The 20,259-nt window shown below is 59.5% G+C and carries 14 protein-coding genes and 4 pseudogenes; 8 read left to right on the forward strand and 10 right to left on the reverse strand.

The window, feature by feature from the left end; translation table 11 throughout:
• Positions 1–123: 123 nt before the first annotated feature.
• Positions 124–1,110, forward strand: coding sequence for a serine hydrolase domain-containing protein (locus ATN84_RS22500; RefSeq protein WP_068884737.1), 987 nt, complete (start codon positions 124–126; stop codon positions 1,108–1,110).
• 91 nt (positions 1,111–1,201) lie between these two features.
• On the opposite strand, the gene ATN84_RS22505 is transcribed toward ATN84_RS22500, so the two are convergent.
• From ATN84_RS22505 to ATN84_RS22545, 9 genes and pseudogenes are all read right to left on the reverse strand, one after another.
• On the reverse strand, positions 1,202–1,990 hold the full coding sequence (locus tag ATN84_RS22505) for a nucleotidyl transferase AbiEii/AbiGii toxin family protein (RefSeq protein WP_244491170.1): 789 nt from the start codon (positions 1,988–1,990) through the stop codon (positions 1,202–1,204).
• Between the two features lie 104 nt (positions 1,991–2,094).
• Complete coding sequence (locus tag ATN84_RS22510) at positions 2,095–2,688, reverse strand: hypothetical protein (RefSeq protein ID WP_068884738.1); 594 nt, start codon at positions 2,686–2,688, stop codon at positions 2,095–2,097.
• Positions 2,689–2,793: 105 nt separating this feature from the next.
• Positions 2,794–4,547, reverse strand: a pseudogene (locus tag ATN84_RS22515) (hypothetical protein).
• A gap of 259 nt (positions 4,548–4,806) precedes the next feature.
• A complete protein-coding gene (locus tag ATN84_RS22520; RefSeq protein ID WP_068884739.1) occupies positions 4,807–6,153 on the reverse strand; it encodes a hypothetical protein in 1,347 nt (448 codons plus the stop codon).
• 64 nt (positions 6,154–6,217) lie between these two features.
• On the reverse strand, positions 6,218–7,243 hold the full coding sequence (locus ATN84_RS22525; RefSeq protein ID WP_068884740.1) for an ABC transporter permease: 1,026 nt from the start codon (positions 7,241–7,243) through the stop codon (positions 6,218–6,220).
• Positions 7,240–8,757 (reverse strand): sugar ABC transporter ATP-binding protein, encoded by a 1,518-nt coding sequence (locus ATN84_RS22530; RefSeq protein WP_068884741.1) that lies wholly within the window; start codon positions 8,755–8,757, stop codon positions 7,240–7,242. The genes ATN84_RS22525 and ATN84_RS22530 overlap by 4 nt, the downstream gene beginning before the upstream one ends.
• A 72-nt stretch (positions 8,758–8,829) precedes the next feature.
• Complete coding sequence (locus ATN84_RS22535; protein ID WP_068884742.1) at positions 8,830–9,771, reverse strand: ABC transporter substrate-binding protein; 942 nt, start codon at positions 9,769–9,771, stop codon at positions 8,830–8,832.
• A 155-nt stretch (positions 9,772–9,926) separates the two neighbouring features.
• Positions 9,927–11,018: a LacI family DNA-binding transcriptional regulator gene (locus ATN84_RS22540; protein ID WP_068884743.1), complete on the reverse strand. Its 1,092-nt coding sequence runs from the start codon at positions 11,016–11,018 to the stop codon at positions 9,927–9,929.
• A 391-nt stretch (positions 11,019–11,409) separates the two neighbouring features.
• Positions 11,410–11,639 (reverse strand): annotated as a pseudogene (locus ATN84_RS22545) (conjugal transfer protein TraD).
• Between the two features lie 391 nt (positions 11,640–12,030).
• On the opposite strand from ATN84_RS22545, the gene ATN84_RS22550 reads away from it, so the two are divergent.
• The 4 genes and pseudogenes from ATN84_RS22550 (at position 12,031) to ATN84_RS27085 (ending at position 14,717) form a co-directional block, all read left to right on the forward strand.
• Positions 12,031–12,327: a type II toxin-antitoxin system RelE/ParE family toxin gene (locus ATN84_RS22550; protein WP_068884744.1), complete on the forward strand. Its 297-nt coding sequence runs from the start codon at positions 12,031–12,033 to the stop codon at positions 12,325–12,327.
• Between the two features lie 10 nt (positions 12,328–12,337).
• A complete protein-coding gene (locus ATN84_RS22555) occupies positions 12,338–12,646 on the forward strand; it encodes a HigA family addiction module antitoxin (protein ID WP_068884745.1) in 309 nt (102 codons plus the stop codon).
• 46 nt (positions 12,647–12,692) lie between these two features.
• A pseudogene (locus ATN84_RS22560) lies at positions 12,693–13,774 on the forward strand (autotransporter outer membrane beta-barrel domain-containing protein).
• 715 nt (positions 13,775–14,489) lie between these two features.
• On the forward strand, positions 14,490–14,717 hold the full coding sequence (locus ATN84_RS27085; RefSeq protein WP_153020344.1) for a hypothetical protein: 228 nt from the start codon (positions 14,490–14,492) through the stop codon (positions 14,715–14,717).
• A 130-nt stretch (positions 14,718–14,847) separates the two neighbouring features.
• Here ATN84_RS27085 and ATN84_RS27090 read toward each other — a convergent pair.
• Positions 14,848–15,137, reverse strand: a pseudogene (locus tag ATN84_RS27090) (transposase); the annotation flags it as partial.
• A 41-nt stretch (positions 15,138–15,178) separates the two neighbouring features.
• Here ATN84_RS27090 and ATN84_RS22570 point away from each other — a divergent pair.
• From ATN84_RS22570 to ATN84_RS22580, 3 genes are read left to right on the forward strand one after another with little or no spacing between them, the layout of a single operon-like run.
• Positions 15,179–16,660 (forward strand): efflux transporter outer membrane subunit, encoded by a 1,482-nt coding sequence (locus ATN84_RS22570; protein WP_153020346.1) that lies wholly within the window; start codon positions 15,179–15,181, stop codon positions 16,658–16,660.
• Positions 16,661–16,716: 56 nt separating this feature from the next.
• The gene (locus ATN84_RS22575) at positions 16,717–17,853 is read left to right on the forward strand and encodes an efflux RND transporter periplasmic adaptor subunit (protein ID WP_244491172.1); all 1,137 of its coding nucleotides are present in this window, start codon (positions 16,717–16,719) and stop codon (positions 17,851–17,853) included.
• A 1-nt stretch (position 17,854) separates the two neighbouring features.
• Positions 17,855–19,819 carry a MacB family efflux pump subunit gene (locus ATN84_RS22580; RefSeq protein ID WP_068884750.1) on the forward strand — a complete coding sequence of 655 codons (1,965 nt, stop codon included), beginning with the start codon at positions 17,855–17,857 and terminating at the stop codon, positions 19,817–19,819.
• Positions 19,820–20,259: the final 440 nt, after the last annotated feature.

A 20,259-nucleotide genomic window follows, 5' to 3' on the forward strand; every position in this document is an offset into this window, starting at 1 on the left:
CATCGTTCGTCCCCGCTGATCACGTAAATGTCAGGGCCGATGCCGGCATTTCGCCGAATAAACCGGATAAGACTCGGTCAGCGGCCAAATGCCGCCACGCGTCCTACATCGAAGAGGCTCAACATGGTTACGCGCCGCAGCTTTGCCGCCCTGCTTGCCAGCGGTCTGGCGATGCCGTTCGTCCTGCGTGCTCATGCGCAGGCAATCGAAGATCTGCGTGGCAAAATCGAAGGTATGACGCAACTTCACTCGCTGCAGGTGCAACGCGGCGAGGACGTGCTTTTTGCCGAAGCCCCTCGCGGGCCGGGCCTCGATGGTTTGGCCAATATAAAATCATGCGCGAAAAGCCTGGTAGCCCTGCTTCTGGGAGTGGCGATTGACCGCGGTGAGATCGCCGATGTCAAGGCGCGGCTGGGCGATGTCGCCCCTGGGATCATTCCCTCCAACCCAACCGAGGGGGTGGGGGACATCACGATGGAGGATCTCGTCAGCCTGCGGGCGGGGCTCGAACCCACTTCAGGCCCCAACTATGGCCGTTGGGTGAGTTCGGACAATTGGCTTGCCTTTGCGCTGCGGCGCCCGATGGTGGCATCTCCAGGCAGCCGCATGATCTATTCCACCGGCACAACCCATATTCTGGGCGCTGCGCTCGCGGAGGCGACGGGAGAGAGCCTGCTCGAGCAGGCGCGTTCCCGGCTTGGCGCGCCGATGGATTTCGAGGTGCCGCCCTGGACCCGCGATCCCCAAGGATATCACCTGGGCGGCAACGAAATGGCGTTGAGCCCCCGGGCCATGCTCAAGATCGCCGTCATGCTGCGTGACGAAGGGCGATTTGAGGGTCGGCGGGTGGTCCCGGCAAAGTGGATAAATGCCTCGCTCGTTCCCCGTGGCCGGTCGCCCTTTTCCGGATTGGAATATGGATATGGCTGGTTTTTGTCGGAGTCCGGCTTCGTCCTCGCAAGGGGCTTTGGCGGGCAGATCATCGCGGCGCATCCTGAACGCCGGCTGGCCATCGCCATCACGTCGGACCCGACACAACGGGCCCGTTCCGAGGGATATTTCGGAGAGCTGATGGGGCTTATCGAGGGACCGATCCTTGCCTTGGCGTAAGGGCATATCTCTTCCATCCGCGTTGCATCCAGTACGCAAAGGATGATCCGGCTAGCGACAACAGACCCTTCAAGGCGATGGCTCCAATTCATCAAAGCCGCGGTGCGAATTCTCTTATGCGCTCAATGATCTGCTCAAAGATGGGGCGCTCTCGATAATACAAAGACCTCGTGCTGTTATAGGCTGCCTGATATTCGGCGAAGACCGCCTCGTCGGTGATATTGAAGGCTGGGTTGACCGTCAGATCCCGCTCCTCAGAGCGGAACCGCTTTTTCTTATGAGCGAAGTAGCTGTCGCCGCCGAGAAATTCGAAGACCTCGGTGTTCCCGAGAAGCGCATAAACATCATAATAATGGCGCAGGAAGTTGGCGGGAAAGTCGCCGGTTTCGCGCTGCTTGCGGAATTTCGTGGAGATGGTTTGTAGCTTTTCCACGAGTGTATAGCCGGGATGATAACAGGCGATGCCGAGCGCGCGATTGTCCGTGATGTCCACCTTGTCGGCTGCGAAATCGTATGCCCATGAGCTGATGTCGACCGGCCGGTTCGGTGTGAGATCGTCGAACCCGAGTTCCAGGAGGACGCCTTCCTTCAGGTCCGTTTCATCGGAGGTCGCGGCGGGATAATGCAGCCGGATGCCGCCGCTTCGAAACTTCTCGTCGTCGAAGACATGATCCCGCTCGACGCTCACTATTCCGTCGATCGAGATTTCTTCGGCAAGCCTGTCATAGAAGTTCCGCCGGCTTTCGATCTGTTTCGGCTTATCCTGATTGCGGCCTATAGCAACAGTCATTCCCCCAGGTGGATTTATCCTGAGATCGATGTCTTCGGAGAAGCGGTTGATAATTCCGAAACCCTTGGAGAGGGATGTGCCACCTTTCAATTCAAAGGAATAACCAGCCTGCTTCAGGCGGAAGAGGGAGAATGCCTATTTCCTCGCCGACAATGCGGAGCAGGTCAGGAAATTCCGGATGCCGGTGTAGATAATCAGCCATCGACAGCGCCCGTCTCGGTGAAAACGTTTCTGAAGAACTTCTTCGCTCGCACGCCGCCATAGTCATCAGCGGCCTGCTGCAAAGCACCTTGATCAAGCTCTCTCGCCACCACCTTCGCGCGTTCCAATACCTGGGTTTCGTCCTCGGCAAGCCGCTTTAGATTATTGACCAGATCGACCAGGAGGAATTCTTTCGTTGCAACTGCCGGAAATTCGGGCTTCATCCGGAAATCATAGACCCGGTTGCCAAGCTTGAAGCGGCCATGGCGCTTCCTGTTATACACAACGGTTTCGTTATAAAGCTGTGTGGCGCCGACGCCGAGCGCATTATAGGCATTAGGCGTCAGCAGCAGAAACCGCTTGTCCCTAAGAAACGTTTCCACGAGATCACGGTCACTGGCCGGAGCGCGTCCGAAGCTGGTGGTTTTCGGGCGCATATAGACGCCGCCGGAGAGCTTTGTCAGCTCGCCAGCGTCCAGCAACTTCCTGATGTCCCGATCCACCGAGGTAGTCCATCGCGTCAGGTCCTCCCTGCGGTAAACCTTGCCCGGGACAAGGTTCTGTTTCAGTTCGTCCAATCTGGCCATGTTTGTCACCTGACTATCCAAGATAGGGCAGAGGGCAGAGGGCAGAGGGCAGATTGTGCAAGTATTTTCATTAAAAATTCATGCACATCGGAAGCGGCGGTTGGGTTACGCCGCTTCCCAGACCTTATTGAGAATGCGTGCTGCCAGTGCAGCCTTGTCCTGTGGCAGGAAGCGGCCATAGTGATTGACCACCATTTCCGGCGTGTCCTGGATTGCGTAACTCGCCTGTTCGTAGGAGCCCGTCAGCTTCAGGATATGGGTAGCCAGAACATCTCGGACATTGTGCGGTCCGTGGGGAAGCAGTCCCTTGATAGCGCCGCGGCCGGTATAAGGATTGTAAATACCGTATCGCTGGATCACCAACCGCCACGCCTCATAGAAGCTCGTCTGATTATAGGATGCGTCCTTGCTTGTCGTCTTCACGGTCTTGACAAACAGCGTGCCGGGATCCTCGGCGCCAGCTAGCAGCACGCCGCGATGGCGTTCGATATAGGCGTTGAGATATGTGTAGAGGTCCTGGAGATCCGGAAGGATAAGCCTGAACGGTTTAGAGCCGAAGAACGAAGAGTTGGCGTTTTTGAAGGCGTTGGACGGGATCAGCACCCCCCAACCTCGGTCCCGCTCGCTCCAGCGGATTTCGCCACGCTTCGTGTCTTCCAGCCGACGTTCCGATGTTGGGAAGTGACCGCGTGGGCATACGAGCAACTGCCGAAGATTCTTCTGGCGTAGGCCGAGATGGAGTCCAAGGCGCAGCATCAGGAACGACCGGACCGCTTCGGCCGCCGCGCGAGGATATCGACGCTCGTCGGGCATCCGCTTGAGGATCTCATCCGTGATCTTGCGGTATTCGGCCAGTGGGCTTTCCGCCTCGAGTATGCACATGATTGGTTCGAACGGATCGCGATGAATACGCGCCACCCGCTGAATTTCCCTGGATCGCTGTGAGGCATGCTTGAAGCAAACATCGCAAGCTGCGTGCCAGTTCTTCCGGGCGAATGCAATCTCAGCGCTTGTGATCAAGCCTGGTATCGGCTTCACATTCCCGACCAGTTCCGGGTGTTGCCATATCCAGCCGGTGTCCGGTCGAACCATGCCGAGGAGAACACTCAGCATGTCCTCTTCCCATTTGGTATAGAAGCCGCGGCGCCTTTCGCGCCATTGCAGGTACCAGTCCCAAATGCCTGGGAAGACGAGCAGGCCGAAGGTCAACTGGCCAAGCGGAACTCCGTACCCTTTCACAGCGCTTTTCGGCGATGCCGCCAGAGCGCCGAACATCAGGCCGAGATGCTCGATCTTTTGCGAGGCCGTCTCTTCGCCCCAAACGCCATTCCGCTGAAATCCAAGCGTCGTCAGCGTGGCCGTCTTGAAACGGACCAGGTTTGCCATTTCCATTGCCAGCCGGGGAGGGGCATCGACAACGCCGGCAAGCAGATCAGGATCTTCGATCGAACCGCCATCTGCGTCTACATTATAATCAGGAGCGCCTGTAGTGGATCGAGATGAGAACGTACCCCCATAGGAAATGGCGGGAAAACGAATAGCGTATCGCTGTCTGGTTGCTGTGGCCTGAAAGCGCCGTAATCGGTGGAGCCGGAGATGATCACCCGGCGAACCCATTCCAGAATTTCTTCGCGCTTGCTGAAAGGCAGGGTATTGAAATCGTCCGGCAGATGCCATGCGAGCCGCCGCCGTTCGGCGGCGAGGATCGCCCATCGCCGGTCCGAACCGATATCGCGCAGGCCGTCGGTGAAATACCGTTCGCCCTGCCGGCGCAGGCGCGCGATGCGGTGTGGCGGTATGCCTCCGAGAATCTGTGGATCGATTTCCAGACCGAGCAATAACTCCAGCCGATCCAGCAAGCGGTTCGCTGACGCGGAATTGCTACCGACCGACATTGTCCAACGACATCGATCAATGCCTTAGGGGTCATTCCGCCCCAGCCGGGGCTGCCCTAAAAACGCCGCCATGTGAAGCACTTGATGTGTGCCGTCAGGCAATGCCACGCGTCACATCCTGATGGGGATGTTGAGCAATGGAATTTCGCGCGTGAAGGTGCCAGCTGGCCGTTCTCGATCTTACACACTTGAGTGAAACCCCTTAAAGAAGTCGCTTCTTCTCCTAGGATTCCAGCCGCGGTGGCGTCTCAAGCTGAAGGGCAACCTCCTCCCATCGTTCCGCGAATGGACCATAGGCGGTCTTGATCTCCACGCCCACGGGCAGTTCCGGGCACTCATTCTCGCCATTGCTGCCCCAATTCACCCAACCAGACTGGCGACGCTGGACAATCTGGAATGCGCCGGAGGGTTTTGAGGTCCACCAGATCATCGCTCGGCCGCTTTCCTCGTGATATTCGACCGTCTTGTCGGCCGGGCCTGGGAAGATGGTTTCATGCGGTACGGCGGACACGTCGATTGGCTTATCCGTTAGGATCCAAGGCCGGTCTCGGAGATCGGCCTTCACATGGGCGCTGGCGCGTACCCTGGCCAGCCGGTCGCGCAATTCCGCCTCGCTGAGCACGCCTTCCCAGGCGCAGAAGAGGCGCCAATAGAGGTCCCAATGGGCCGATTCGATATCCGACAGGTGGCCGCGGAATTCCTCGAACTTCTGGCTCTGATTGTCCGAATTGGCGACAGTGTCGGTGACCATGTCAACGAGCTCGCCGGCATAGGGATCGCCAACCCGGTAGCGCGTGCCGCCGAAGGCGGCGAAGCGGTCGAAGACCAGTTCGCCCTTGCCGCCCTCGAACTCGTCGCCCACCGTGATCTTGTTGGTGACAGAGCGGCCGTTGATGACAGTCTGGAATGGATCGACCGTGTAGCGGCGCTGAAACCAGGAGGTGCGATAGGTGAACTTCCAGTCGATGCTGAAGTGCTTGTCCTTCAGCTCCTCCAGCAGCCCGTCCGGAATCACGCCATGCATGCGGTAGTGATGGAGGACCGGCCCCCGCTCGACCGTCTCGATACGCACCGTCGTATGCTCCGGCGGGTTGATCAGGCCGTTTTCCGGCGTGAAGAAGGGACCGTAGAAGCCGCCGATGGCGTTGTTGCCGGAGGGCAGGAGCTCGAAGCCGTCCGCCAGCGCCTTGAAATGCCGGATGCCCCATTTCGACGAACCAAGGCCCTTCGCCGTGCCAGAGCAGAGCTCAAGGTCAAAGGCGCCAGTGTCAAGGCGCGCAAAGCAGTCGGCCTCTCTGCCTTCGAGGGCGGTGATACCGGCCGGCTTTTCGGACGGATCGACCGGCGCCTCCAGCGTCAGCCGGCAGGTGCCGGCAAAGCTGACGCAAGCGACGAAGCGCGTCCTACCAGCCACGGCGTCGGCTTCGAGGCGCTGGCACAGCACCCGGTTGCCGGCATCGTCTCGCGCCCACCACAGTGGCTCGCCGAGTTCCGCCGCGACCTCGAACACGACGGGTTCATGATCGCGGGCGCCTTGAAGCGGGTCGATGATGAGGACGGAATAGGCCATGGTATGTCTCCGAAAAGTATCGAGAAAAAAGCCTGCCCACGGGCGCAGGCAGGCGAGAGGAGGATTAGGATTTGCTCGGCGTTTTCGGCCCGCCGGAGCGCAGGAACAGCGGGCGCTGCTTCAGGCTGTCGATGGCAACGGCAAGGATGATCACCGCGCCCTTGATGAGGAGTTGGGTGAAGAACTGCACATTGAGCAGGATGAGGCCGGTGGAGAGCACGCCGAGGATGACCGAGCCGATCAGCGTGCCGACGATGCGGCCGCGCCCACCAGCAAGGCTCGTGCCGCCGAGCACCACGGCGGCGATGGCATCGAGCTCGTAGCCGGTGCCGGCCGTCGGCTGGGCCGAGATGACCCGGGCGGCGAAGATCACGCCGGCAAGCCCCGCGCAGGCGCCGGCCAGCACGTAGACCGAGGTGACGACCCGCTTGACACGCACGCCGGCGAGCTTGGCCGCCTCAGCATTGCCGCCGACGGCATAGACGTGGCGGCCGTAGCGCGTGCGCTCCAGCACGAACCAGACCACCGCATAGACGACGACCATGATGATGACCGGAACGGGGATGGGTCCGACATAGCCGTTGCCGAGATCGCGGAAGTTGAGACCTGACGAGACGATCGGCTGGCCGTCGGTGATCGTATAGGCAAGGCCGCGCAGGAAGGTCATCGTGCCGAGCGTCACAATGAAGGGCGCGAGCGCAAGATAGGCGGTGAGCCAGCCGTTGACGAGGCCGCAGAGAGCGCCCACCGCCATGCCGGTCAGCACCGCGAGCGGTGCCGGCACGCCGGCAATCGCCGCGATCACCGCGACGACGCCCGAAACCGCGATGGTCGAGCCGACTGAGAGGTCGATCCCGCCCGTCAGGATGACCACGGTCATGCCGGCGGCAAGGATGGCGTTGATGGAGATGGCGCGGGCAATGTTCAGGAGATTGTCCACGCGATTGAAGTTGGGCGCGATGGCGGCCATCAAGAGGACGAGCGCTACGAGCACCATGAGGATGCCGACGCGATCCCACCAGCGGGCAAAATCGAAGGGTTCGCGCGCCGGCTTTGCCGGGCTCATCGCATTGGTCTGATCGCTGTTCATACGTGCACTCCCGTCCTGGCTGCTTTCGCCACCGTGCCGGTGGCATGCAGCATCACTTCTTCTTCTGAGGTTTGAGACGACTCCAGTTCGGCGACGATGCTCCCCTCGCGCATGACGAGCAGGCGGTCGCTGATACCGATCGCCTCGGGTAAGTCGGAGGAGATGACAAGGATCGCCTTGCCCGCGCGGGCCAGGCCGTCGATCTGTTCGTAGATCTCCCGCTTGGCGCCGATGTCGACGCCGCGCGTCGGCTCGTCGAGGATCAGCACGTCGCAATCGCGCAGCAGCCAGCGGGCGAGGGCCGCCTTCTGCTGGTTGCCGCCCGACAGCGCCTTGACCGGCAGGTCGATGGCGTTGAGTCTCAGCCGCAGCCGCTCCATCTCGCCAAGCACGGCCGCGCGCCGCTCCTGTCGCCGGATGACGCCGGCCGACACGAAGCGGTCGAGCGAACTGATGGCGACGTTGTCCTCGACGGCGTGGTCGAGAAAGAGGCCCTGCTCCTTGCGGTTTTCCGGCACCATGCCAATGCCATCGGCGATCGCCTCTGTCGGATCTGCCGGAGCGCTCGCGCGCCCGTCGATCTCGACGTCGCCCTGCGTTCGCGCATCCGCGCCAAAAATCAGCCGGCCGACTTCCGTGCGGCCCGAGCCGATGAGGCCGGCCATGCAGACCACCTCACCGGCACGGACCGTCAGATCCACCGGGCCGACAGCCGGACCCACGAGGCCTTTCACCGTCAATAGCGGGCGCCCCGGCTGGCGCGGCTCGTGATGATAGAGGTCGGCCACGGTGCGCCCAACCATCATGCGAACCACGTCGGCCGGGCTGATCTCGGTGAGCATGCCACTGCCGACATAAGCGCCGTCGCGGAAGACGGTGACCCGGTCGGCGAGTTGCCAGACCTCTTCCATGCGGTGGGAAATGTAGACCATGCCGACGCCGGCCGCGCGCATCTGCCCGATGAGCTTGTAGAGCTCGAGCGCCTCGGCGCGCGAAAGGGCGGCGGTCGGCTCGTCAAGCACCAGCACACGGGCATTCTCGCCGACCGCGCGAGCGATCTCGACCATCTGCTGCATGCCGACGCTGAGCGAGCCCAGCTTGCGCCGCGGATCGATCGTGGAATGGATGCGCGCCAGTTTTTCACGCGCCTCCCGTTCCATCAGTGCCCGATCAAGCATGCCGAAGCGAGTCCTTGGTTCGCGGCCGAGCGCGAGGTTCTCGGCGACCGTCATCTCGGGCACCGTGTTGAGCTCCTGGTGGATGATGGCGATGCCGTGCCGGGCGGCATCGCGCGGCGAGCGGATGTCGACTGCCTGCCCATCGATGTGGATGGTGCCCGTGTCCCGCTCGATATTGCCGGCGAGGATCTTCATCAGCGTCGACTTGCCGGCGCCGTTCTCTCCCATGAGCGCGTGCACCTCTCCTGCCCGGAGATCGAAACGTACATCGTTCAGAGCGAGCGTCGCGCCGAACCGCTTGGAAATGCCTTCAAGGTTCAACAGGGGATGGGACATGTCATGTACCTCGCATCGGGTGGCTGGAAGCGGGGGAGAGACCGCTTCCAGCCGTGGCCGTACGCTCGCGTCTTACCAGCCGGAATACTGAGTGACGTTCTCGCGGTCGACGAGCACGCTCTCGATCAGCATCGTCTTTTCGGCGGGCGGATTGCCGGCAGCCATGGCTTCCGCCACCTTGACGGCCTGGCGCACCATCTCGGCCGGGTTCTGCGTCGCCGTGCCGATGAAGGGCGAGCCCTCCCGCTTCAGTTCCTCGACTGCCTCCGGGCTGCCGTCGACGCCGGTCACCTTGATCCCGCTGGCCTTGCCGGCCTGCTCGACGGCAAGCACCGCGCCGAGCGCCGATGGGTCGTTCATGCCAAAAATGCCGGTGACGTCCGGATTCGCCGTCAGCATGTCGGTGGTGACGGCAAGGCCCGAGGCGCGGTCGTTCTTCGAGGCCTGCTGGCCGACGATCTTAATGTCCGGATAGTTCTTGGCGACATTCTTGCAGCCAGTGATGCGGTCGATGATGGTCTGGATCGGCGTGCCGTCCACCAACAGCACCTCCCCCTTGCCGCCCATTTGCTTGAACAGATAGTCGCAGGAGCGTTCACCCGCCTGCACCGCATTTGTCATGATCACCGCATCCGCCCCCTTGGCTGGGGTATCGACCGCGATCACGATGATGCCGGCCTCCTTGGCACGAAGGATGGCGGGCTCGATGCCGGCCTCGTCGACGGCGGAAATGACGATGAGGTTCACGCCCTGCTGGATGAAGGCGTCGATCTGGGTGTTCTGATTTGCAAGGTCGAGCTGCGCATCCTGGGTGTTGACGGTGGCGCCGATCGCCTTGGCCGCGTCTTCCGCGCCCTTGGTCATGGCCGAAAAGAATGGGTTGGACATGTCCTGCACCATCAGGCCGATCTTTTCGATCTTCTTCGAGACATTCTGGGCGGCAGCCGGCTGAATGGAGCCGAGGGCAAGGACGGATGCCGTTGCCGCAAGCTGCAGATAGGTTTTGAATCGCATGGTTTCCTCCTTTTTGATCGCCCGCCGTGATGTGACGGACGGCCTCCTGGCGTTAAGTTTCGCGACAATCACCGCGATGTCTGCATTTCCGACTCCAAAACCTAATCGTTTAGGTCGATCGTCGGAATTCTCTCCTCCCCGGCATGGTTTTCCGCTCAAGCCGCCTGAAAGGAACCGTTCCTGCCGCCGCCGTGCAGCGCGCAGCCGCACGAACCGCGCAGCATCAGCCGCGCCGGCACCTGTTGGTGATGCTCTGGCAGGTAGACCGGGCTCGGGGGCTTCCCCTTGCGCTCGGCCGCCTCCTGCCTTTCTATGATCTCGCGCAGCATCATCGCCGCCCGCCGACCAATCTCCGCACTTTGCTCGTTGAGCACGGTGATTGGCGGATCGGTGAGCGTCGACCAGGCAAATTCGTCATAGGCCACCACCGCCATGTCGGCGGGAATACGGATTGCGCGTTCGCGCAAGAGCTCCATCGCGCCCAGCAGCAGCGGGTTGTTGCCGGCGATGAGAACATGCGGCGGCGCCTCGCGACCGTCCAGATGCCGCGCCAGCGTTTCGCGGGCCGAGGCCGCGTCGTTGGCCGTCTCCAGAACGACGAGGTTCGCGCCGTGGTGGAGCGCGGCCTCACGAAGGCCGCTTTCGCGACCAAAGCGCGATGACCATTTCGAAGGATAGACGAGGAACAGCCAGTCCTTGTAGCCATGCTCGGCGAGATGCTGGCCGACCATCAGGCTGGCCTCGTGGTTGTTCGTCGTGACGCTCGGGAAATGCGCGGCCTCCGGCGGCGGCGAGGAATCGACGAAGACGACGGGAATGTCCCATTTCGCCAGGAGCTCGGTATGCTCGGGTTGGAGCGTCAGAGCGGAGATCACGCCGGCCGTTCGCGATTCGATGAGACGCTGGATCATGCGCGCTTCCAGCCGCGCTTCATAGGCGCCGTCGACCGCGACGTCGCCTATAACGACGGTCCATTCGGACGGATCGAGCGCCTGCTGGATGCCGTCCATAAGGTCGAGATAGTAGGAGTTTGACGTGCTCGCGGTGATAACCGCCACGGAATCCCGCTTGGCCCGCCGCAATTCCTGAGCTGCTCGGTTCACGACATAACCGAGTTCGCGTGCCGCCTTGAGAATCTGCTCGCGGCTCTGCTCGGAAACGCCATCACCACCGCCCAGCGCGCGCGAGACCGTGAAGACAGAAAAGCCAGTTACCCGGCTGATATCTCGGATTGTTGAACGCGCCAAGCCATCCTCCCAATAGCCAGCCTAAACGTTTAGGTAAACTACAGCAATTGTCGGAGACGTCAAGGCCATGCACCATAATCGGCAGATCGATGGCAAACGCTAAGACCCGATGACTGTCAGGGGGCTCGCACTGGAGAATTACTTTTAGGGTAACTCTTAGGGTGTCATTTCGCCCCGAGCGGGAACCGACCCCCTTCCTGACCTCCCGTGTTTTTCGCAAATGTTCTTCGACACCAAAAAGCAGCGGGTGACGTGCCGGACGGCGAGGGTGAGATGCAGGCGCGCTCGTCCCATCATGGCTGGTTGCGGGAACCGATTCACCTGGCTACTTGCTTTCGGTCAGGAGGGCGGACCACGCCAGTTTTCGCGCAGGATTGAGTACCGCCGTCTGTTATAGACGCGCCCCACCATCTTCAAATGCATTATTCCCTTTCGCCAACCACAACGCCCGCGCCTGTTCGGCCTGATCGCCCTTGAGCTTTTCGGCCATCCATAGAAGCGCGCCGAAGATCATGGCGCGATCATCGCCGGTCAGTTCAACGACGCCTGATTTGACGACGAGGCGCCCAGTTCGATCAGGTGTCGTGTGCGCCTGCGGCGCTCAACTTGCCAAGTGCGCATATCATGCCGTGCCTGTGCTGCCCTGTGCCGGTTGCGCGCCGCCCGGTTGCGTTTGAGCGCTGCTGCTGTCGCGAACATTTGGCTTTGCAGATCGCTGCGATTTGCCGCGAAAGAACGTGGCCCCACGTTTCGCCCATGCAGCCTTCCTGTCCATATCGGTGGTTTCTGCAAGCCGGCCCCTCAAGGACAAGCCGCTGCGCGGTGGCTGAGCCATCCTTGACTGCCCGCCTTCGCCCCGACATTTCGCAGGGAAGCTGAATAAGGCGGGAGTGGGAGCGCAGCGCTCCACTTCCGACGAAGGGAAGGGCGGCGGAACCGTCGCGATAATGAAGAAAACAGTTTGCGGAATGTACCGTTAGGTGGTACATTGTGACAGTGTTGGAGGCAGGGAATGATCGCAGGGTTTCGGGACGAATGGCTGCGGGCGTTTTTCGTGGATGATGTTCATTCCCGCAATATCCCGGCCGATCTCGAAAGCCGGTTGTTCCGCAAGCTCCAGATGATCGACGACGCGGCGACCGATCAGGACTTGCGTGTGCCGCCGAGCAATCATTTCGAGAAGCTGAAAGGCAATCTCGAAGGTTTCCATTCCATCCGCGTGAACAAGCAATGGCGGCTGGTGTTCCGATGGGATGGAAACAAGGGCGAAGCGTCTGGCCTCTATCTGGACGACCACAGCTATCGATGAGGTGACAGGAATGCTTATGACCGCACGTAAGCCGGCGACAGTCGGAGAAATCCTGGTGGAAGAGTTCATGCAGCCTTTGGGATTGACGCAATCGGCGTTGTCCGAGGCAATGGGCGTTCCGCGCAAGCATGTGAACGAGCTTTGCAATGACCGGCGAACCGTCACGGCCCCGACCGCGCTCATACTGGCGCGCGTGTTCGGCAATAGCCCCGATTTCTGGCTGAACGTGCAGCGCCGCACCGATTTGTGGGAAGCGATGCACTCGCCGCGTGAGCGTGAGCGAATCGAACGGGCCAGACCACTGGCTTCGGCCGCTTGAAGGCGGATTGCGATTTGATGCGGTCGCCAGTCCATCGCTACCAGTGATGGGGTATGGTCCCGACGAAGCTCTGGCGCGGGAAGGCAAGAGCGCCAATGTCTTCGCCCCAACCTCTTCGGACACCGACCGATTTGCCGTATGGGTGCAGGGACTCGGCTCCTGGGTGGAATGGGACGGTGATGGCAATGCCGCGGCGTTGGATCGGTCAATCGGCGGTCTGCTGATCGGCGCGGATGGCTTCGTCACGGAAACCTGGCGACTTGGCGTTGTTGCCGGCTACAGCCACTCGTCCTTCGATTTGGATAAGCGCGCCTCCTCGGGCGACAGCGACGATTATCACCTTGGGCTCTATGGCGGCACCCGATGGGGCGCTCTCGGCTTCAGGGCAGGTGCCGCCTACACTTGGCACAGCATCGAGACCGTGCGATCCGTCGCCTTTCCTGGCGTTAGCGACCAACTGTCGGCCGATTACGACGCGGGAACGACCCAGGTGTTTGGCGAACTTGGCTATAAGGTCGACCATGGCAGCTTTGCCTTTGAGCCGTTTGGCAATCTCGCCTATGTCAACGTCCACACTGACGGCTTCAATGAGAACGGCGGTGCTGCCGCACTTACAACCCTCAGTTCCGACGCGGACGTGACTTCACCACGCTCGGGTTGCGCGCCTCGACAGGCTTTAGTATCGGAGCGATCCAGGCAACAGCAAGCGGCATGGTCGGCTGGCGTCATGCCTTCGGTGACGTAACGCCGTTGTCCAGTTTCGCATTTACTGGCAGTAACGCATTCACGATTGCCGAACGCCCATCGCCGAGGACGCCGTGCTGCTTGAGGCTGGACTTCATTTCAGTCTTTCAGCCAAGGCCTCTCTGGGCGTCTCCTACTCCGGCCAGATCGCCAGCAACGCCGGCGACCACGGTTCCGGGCGGATTTTTCCGCGAAGTTCTGACCCTTGGCGAAACCTTTGGAAACCTGCTCTTGCCAATGAAGTTATCACCGACCTCTCACTCGAAAGCCTCATTAAATAGCTATGGCAGGCCACACGGGAACCGTCGCAAGTCTTCTTTGAGTATACCCGGCCTGAACATCAGCCTTGAACACGGCGCAACCTTGGCCTTGACTCGGCCGTAGACCGTCTGCAGTCTTCATGCCAGAGCGTCCTTTTCACTGAGCGATCTACCTTAAAGCCTGTCTCACAAATCGGGGTTTACCTCTGCCGGACCGGGAGCTTTGTCAGGCTGTCGCTTCTGGGGCATTGTCCACGCTTGGTATCCGTCCGGTGAGCACCGCAGGTAGCTCGAAGCTGACCTCCGACTAGCGGTTTGATCGGAGGGCCACGATTGCTGCTGCGGCTGTCTCGGACAGCTTCGCCATCTCGCGATCGGGCAGCGCCATGTGCTCTGTGGCTATTTTGAAGAGGTAGTCGGCGATGTCTTCTGCTTCAGCATTACTCTGGAGAGCTTTTGTCCACCTGACCGAAGAGAAGGAAATTAAATTTCTTGGGATATGAAAATTGGGCCCATAGAAATGGAATTGCTGGACTGGTCGGAAAGGCGCAGCATAATTCCGCAGACTATTAATTTGCAGAATAATTTTTGGGTGATTTTTTGAAAAAAACAATTTTGTCTCTATCTATCATTTTTGCTGCCTTGTCCGGGACCGCATTTATCACGTATGCGGATACGGTTCCCGCTACAACGGCGGATACTTTGCCAACATGCGATTACAATAATCCAACATTCCCCTGCCGTGATGGGCATGGACGCATATGCACCGATGGCTCCCCTGGCGTGTTGATATGCTCCCGTCCTCATTAAGATTAAATTTTGCATTCATGGAGGTAATTATGAAAAAAGCAATTTTGTGTTTGTCAATTGTTTCTGCTGCATTAGGCGCTGCAATGGGGGTATCCCAAGCAGATCTTATTGGCGTGCCTAGAGGGCCTGGCGGCCCTGGAACGCCAACTTGCCAGGATTTGCATGATGCTAACCAGGCTGGCTATTGTTTGGATCAGCAGGGCACACTGCTGTGTTATCGTTCGAGTGATAATACATATCAGTGCAAACCTGCATAGAACTTCTAACTGTCAGTAATTGATGGTAGATTTAGTAATCTCGGTCGCGTCCATAGACGGTAAGCACGACACAGGACGCGACCGCAGAGACTTTTTTCAGTGGGCGGAGCGGCTGACGGACCATAGCTGTGTCAGCAAGCACGGTGACAAACCGGATATTTGCCGAGATCAGCCGATCGATCTCATGAAGCGCGATCTCCGGCTTGATGCGGGACGCGCGCAATCGCTCGGCAACGCCAGCTTTTGCCATCCGATCCTGATCGCCGGTCCAACTGTCGGGCATAACAGCCACAGGCCAACAGGAACCTCGTCGCGTGCCAGTGTCAATGACACCAGCGTCTGGCAGTTGGCGCGGTCTCTCAGCATAGATGCATATTGTGGTGCGACCCCAACAGAATGGTCGCTCTTCTTCGGAAGAGCTATACGCGCGATGCTACATCGATATTTCAGGATCTGTTTTTTTGACGAAATCCCTTTCCCGCCTGACCGTAATCGCGGCCTTGTTGCCCTTGACGACGGCATGCATGGCCGTCGGCCCCGACTATGAGAAACCTGTGGTGTTGGCGCTGTCCAAATGGAATAGCAAAGCCAGTACGCAGGCTCCGCGCCTTGGTGACTGGTGGAAGAACCTCCACGATCCCGTACTCGATCAACTGGTCGCGGATGGCATTGCTACAAGTCCCGATGTCGCAACTGCCAAGGCAAAGGTGCGGCAAGCGAGGGCCAATTATGCTTCCGCAGGCGGCGTTCTCTTTCCTTCTCTGGACGGAAGCGGAAACTACATGCGCTCCGATAACGGTTCCACGGCGGCGTCGAGCCAATCGAGCCTAGGTTTCAAGACCCAGTGGGAGCTTGATTTGTTCGGGGCCAATCATCGAGGCGTTGAAGCCGCCTATTACAATATCGAGGCGGCGGATGAACAGCTTCGTGGGGCGCTCGTCACCCTGATTGGCGATATCGCAACCAATTATGCGCAGCTGCGTGGCGTGCAGGCAAACATCGCCATTGCGCAACGCAACGCGGCATCGCAGCGCCAGACGGTTGTTCTCACGCGCAGCCAGCTTCAGGCCGGTCAAATATCGCAAGTCGATCTTATTAGTGCCAAAACGCAGGCGGCATCCACGGAAGCCCAGATACCCGGCCTGCGGATCAATTACGCGACCTATCTCAACAAACTTTCCGTTCTGACGAGCCGCTCCTCGTCCGCGCTCGCGGCCGTGCTCGACAAAACCCACCCCATTCCCTCCGTTCCGCGCAAGGTTTCAGCCGGATTGCCGGCCGATCTGCTCCTGAGCAGGCCGGATATTCGCGCGGCCGAACGTGAATATGCGAGCTTGACAGCCAGCATCGGACAGAAACAGGCAGCCCTTTATCCTAGGATTTTGTTGAGCGGCGACATCAATACGGGCGGCGCGAAGATCGGCGATCTGGCCCGGCTGTCCACGATCGGGTGGAGTTTCGGGCCGAGCCTCAGCGTGCCGATTTTCAACCGTAGCAAGCTGAACGCCGATGTCGAAGTGACCAGAGCCGCTCGCGACCAGTCTTTCATCGCCTATCGCAAGACCATCGTGACGGCGCTCGGCGAGGTTGAAAATGCAAGCGTATCGCTCAACCAGAATCGCTTGCGTGTCGCCCAACAGCAGCGAATCGTGAGCAATAGCCGCAAAATCAATGAACTGACCCTCGATCAATACAGGGCCGGCACGAAGAGTTTTATCGATGTGCTAACCGCGCAAAGAGACCTCCTGAATGCGGAGACCGGTCTTGCCCAGGCCAGAACGGACCTCGTCCTCGGCTACGTCGCCCTGCAGAAGGCGCTGGGGGGTGGCTGGAACGGCCGCATCGACGTCAGCAAACCGGAAATCGTTGACGGCCCAACCGGACCGCATTTCGTCAAACCAGCGATACCGGCCTCGCCGGCAACAGATACAAGGCCGTCATGAAAACCCGGTCAAAGCGACGCTTCCGCTGGCATCATTGGCTCCCTATTCTGACGGTATTGCTGATCGGAGCCTATTTCACTCTCCGCCACTGGACGCAGGATGAGCCGATTCCAAGCACGACGACTGTCCGGCGCGGCGATATAGAAAACTCGGTGCTTGTAACAGGGACGCTGCGGCCGAAAAGGCTTGTGGGCATCGGCGCGCAAGCGACAGGCCGGATCCTGTCTCTCAAGGTGAGACCCGGACAGAAGGTCAAGGCGGGCGAGGTCGTGGCACTCATCGATTCGACTAACCAGCAAAATGAGCTCAACAAGGCTCAGGCGACCTTGCAGCGAAACGAGGCCATTCGCGATGAGAATATCGCGAATCTCGAACTGGCGCGGCAGGATCTTGCGCGCAATCAGATGATGATCGGCAAGAATGCAGTCGCCAGATCCGAATATGACAAGGCCGTCGCCACGCTGAAATCGAAGCAGGCGCAGCTTGCCAACAGCGAAGCAGCCATTGCTGCCTCGAAGGTCGATGTGCAGATTGCCGAAACCAACCTCGCTTATACTCGTATTACGGCTCACATCGATGGTACCATCCTGGTCACGGTGGTTCAGGAAGGCCAGACCGTCAACGCGCAACAAAGCGCGCCAACTATTGCAATTCTGGGGCAACTGGACGAGATGACCGTGGAGGCGGATATTTCCGAAGCGGATATCACCCAGGTGCATGAAGGGTTGCCGCTCTACTTCACCATTTCCGGCCAGAATTCAAAGCGCTATGAAGCGAAGCTCGAACGGATCGAGCCGGCGCCGGATTCCATCGTCAATGACAAGAGCTTCAGTTCGAGCAGCAGTGCTCCTGCATCGAGCGGGGCGATCCCGTCGGCTATTTACTACAAGGGAATATTCAGTGTTCCAAACTCGGACGGGTTGCTCAGGACCTATATGACGACCGAGGTTCACATCGTTCTCGCCAAGGCCACGAACGTGCTTCTGGCTCCCGTATCTGCGCTGCGGGCATCGGGTTTATCGGATAAGGCGACCGTTCGCGTGATCACGGGCAACGGCGCCATAGAGGACCGGGAGGTCGAGACCGGTATTACCGACAAGGTCAATATCGAAATCCGCTCGGGCTTGAAGGAGGGCGACAGGATTGTAACTGACAATCAAACGCCAGCTCCAGCGGTCGCCGTCGGTACGTGACATGAGCGAAACCCCTCTGATCGCGCTCAACGGCATCACTCGAGTATATCCTTCAGGTGATGAATTCGCGACTGTACTTCACCATATCGATCTCACCATTCAACGCGGAGAGATGGTGGCCATCATCGGTGCGTCCGGCTCAGGCAAATCTACGTTGATGAATATCCTCGGATGCCTCGACCGACCCTCCGAGGGGGAATATCTGATCTCTGGACGCTCGACCTCGGAGCTTGAAGCTGATGAGCTGGCGGAACTGCGGCGCGAGCATTTCGGCTTTATTTTCCAGCGCTATCATCTGCTGAATGAACTGGACGCGGTGGGCAATGTCGAAATCCCTGCCATCTATGCCGGGCAGCGCCGTGATGTGCGTCGCGAAAAGGCCGAAGCCATCTTGCAGCGTCTCGGCATGGGCGAGCGGAAGCATCACCGGCCGAGCCAGCTTTCTGGCGGTCAGCAACAGCGTGTCTCAATTGCCCGCGCGCTGATCAACAATGCCGATGTCATTCTCGCCGACGAGCCGACCGGAGCGCTCGACAGCCACAGCAGCGAAGACGTCCTCAGCATTCTTCAGGAGCTGAATCGGGAAGGGCGTACAATCATCATCGTCACGCATGATCGCAATGTTGCGGCGCGTGCCCAGCGCATCATCGAGATCAATGACGGTATGATCATTGCCGATAGGCGAAATGGTACCGTCCACAGCGATGGCGCGAGCAATGCCGACGTGCATAGCAAGCTGGAAAAGCCGAAACCGTACGGCGGGATGCGTGACCGTTTCAACGAAGCCTTTGCGATGGCTTTGCGTTCTATGAATGCACATCGCATGCGCACATTCCTAACGATGTTGGGCATCGTCATCGGCACAGCGTCGGTGGTCTGCGTGGTGGCTCTCGGTCAGGGTTCCCAGAAGCAAATTCTCGACCAGATCAGCGACCTCGGCACTAATACGCTCTATATCAGTCCCGGTCGGGGCTTCGGCGATCTGAAAGCGGCGCAGATCACAACACTGACGGTGGCAGACGCGATCGAGCTTGCCAAATTACCTTATGTGATGGCCGCCACGCCTGCGAGTTCAACCACATCAACGGTGCGGGTGGGGGGCAAGGAAGTCAGCGTGAGGGTAAGCGGTGTGGGCTACCAATACTTTGCCACGCGCAACAGCAAGCTTCTGGAGGGGCGCTTCTTCGACAGGCAGAGTGTTAACGATATGGCGCAGGAGGCGGTCATTGACGAGAATGCGAAAAAAACCCTCTTTCCCCATGAACGTGGTTCGGTCATCGGCAAGATCGTTCTCCTGAAAGATGCGCCGGTACGTGTCATCGGTGTCGTCAAGGCAGAGGAAGCGGGGATGGGTGGGGCGCAAAACCTCGAAGTGTTCCTGCCATATACGACCGTGCAGACACGCATGACAGGATCTCGCACGCTGCAATCCATTGTGGTGCGCGTCAACGATACGATGGATCCGGCCGAGGCCGAAAAGATGGTGACGGCCTTCTTGACAAAGCGCCATGGCGAGCAGGATTTTTTTATCTTCAATACGGACAGCTTGCAGAAAACCATCCAGGCGACGACGGGGACCCTTGCCCTGCTTATTGCCTGCATCGCAGGCATATCGCTGTTCGTCGGCGGTATCGGCGTGATGAACATCATGCTGGTCGCAGTCTCCGAGAGAATTAACGAGATCGGCGTGCGCATGGCCATCGGTGCGCGCCAGAGCGATATCCTCCAACAATTCCTCATTGAAGCCCTACTGGTCTGCCTGATCGGCGGCGTGCTCGGTGTTTTGATCGCCGCGGGGTTCGGGGCATTTTTCGCCCAGTTCAGCACCATGTTTCAGCTTATCTATTCGCCGGCTTCAATGATCATGGCGCTGGTGTGCTCGAGCTTGATCGGCATCGGTTTCGGCTTCATCCCCGCCCGCAATGCATCAAAACTGGATCCCGTCGTGGCGCTGGCACGCGATTAGCCGGCCATTGAAAAATTTTCTTGCCCTCGCTGGGAAATAATCAAGCGCAACCGTTTCACAGACGGAAGCGGCAACCAGACCCCGTTTGGCGGGGGGCGCGAACCAGGGTGGTGTCGAGCTGAGATATTCGTTCTTGAGATCGTCGATGAGGGCTTTGAAGCCCCGCTCCCACATACTTTTCCATGGGCGGCGACTGGCATGATCTTGGCGGTGGGCTGACGGAAGGCGACGAGGCATCCGTTTCGCTCCAGCCGCTGGCCCGTATCGACGACACTTATGAACGGGCCTGGGCAGCCGACTGGATCGCCGCATCGGTGCTAATAGCATCGCGCCGACTTACTTCGACTGCGACGAAGGCTGAAAAACCTCGCGCATACCACCATCCGTCGGATCTGGACCGCATTTGGCCTGCAGCCGCATCGTGCCGAGACATTCAAGCT

This window comes from Paramesorhizobium deserti (assembly GCF_001558695.1).
GTDB lineage: Bacteria > Pseudomonadota > Alphaproteobacteria > Rhizobiales > Rhizobiaceae > Paramesorhizobium > Paramesorhizobium deserti.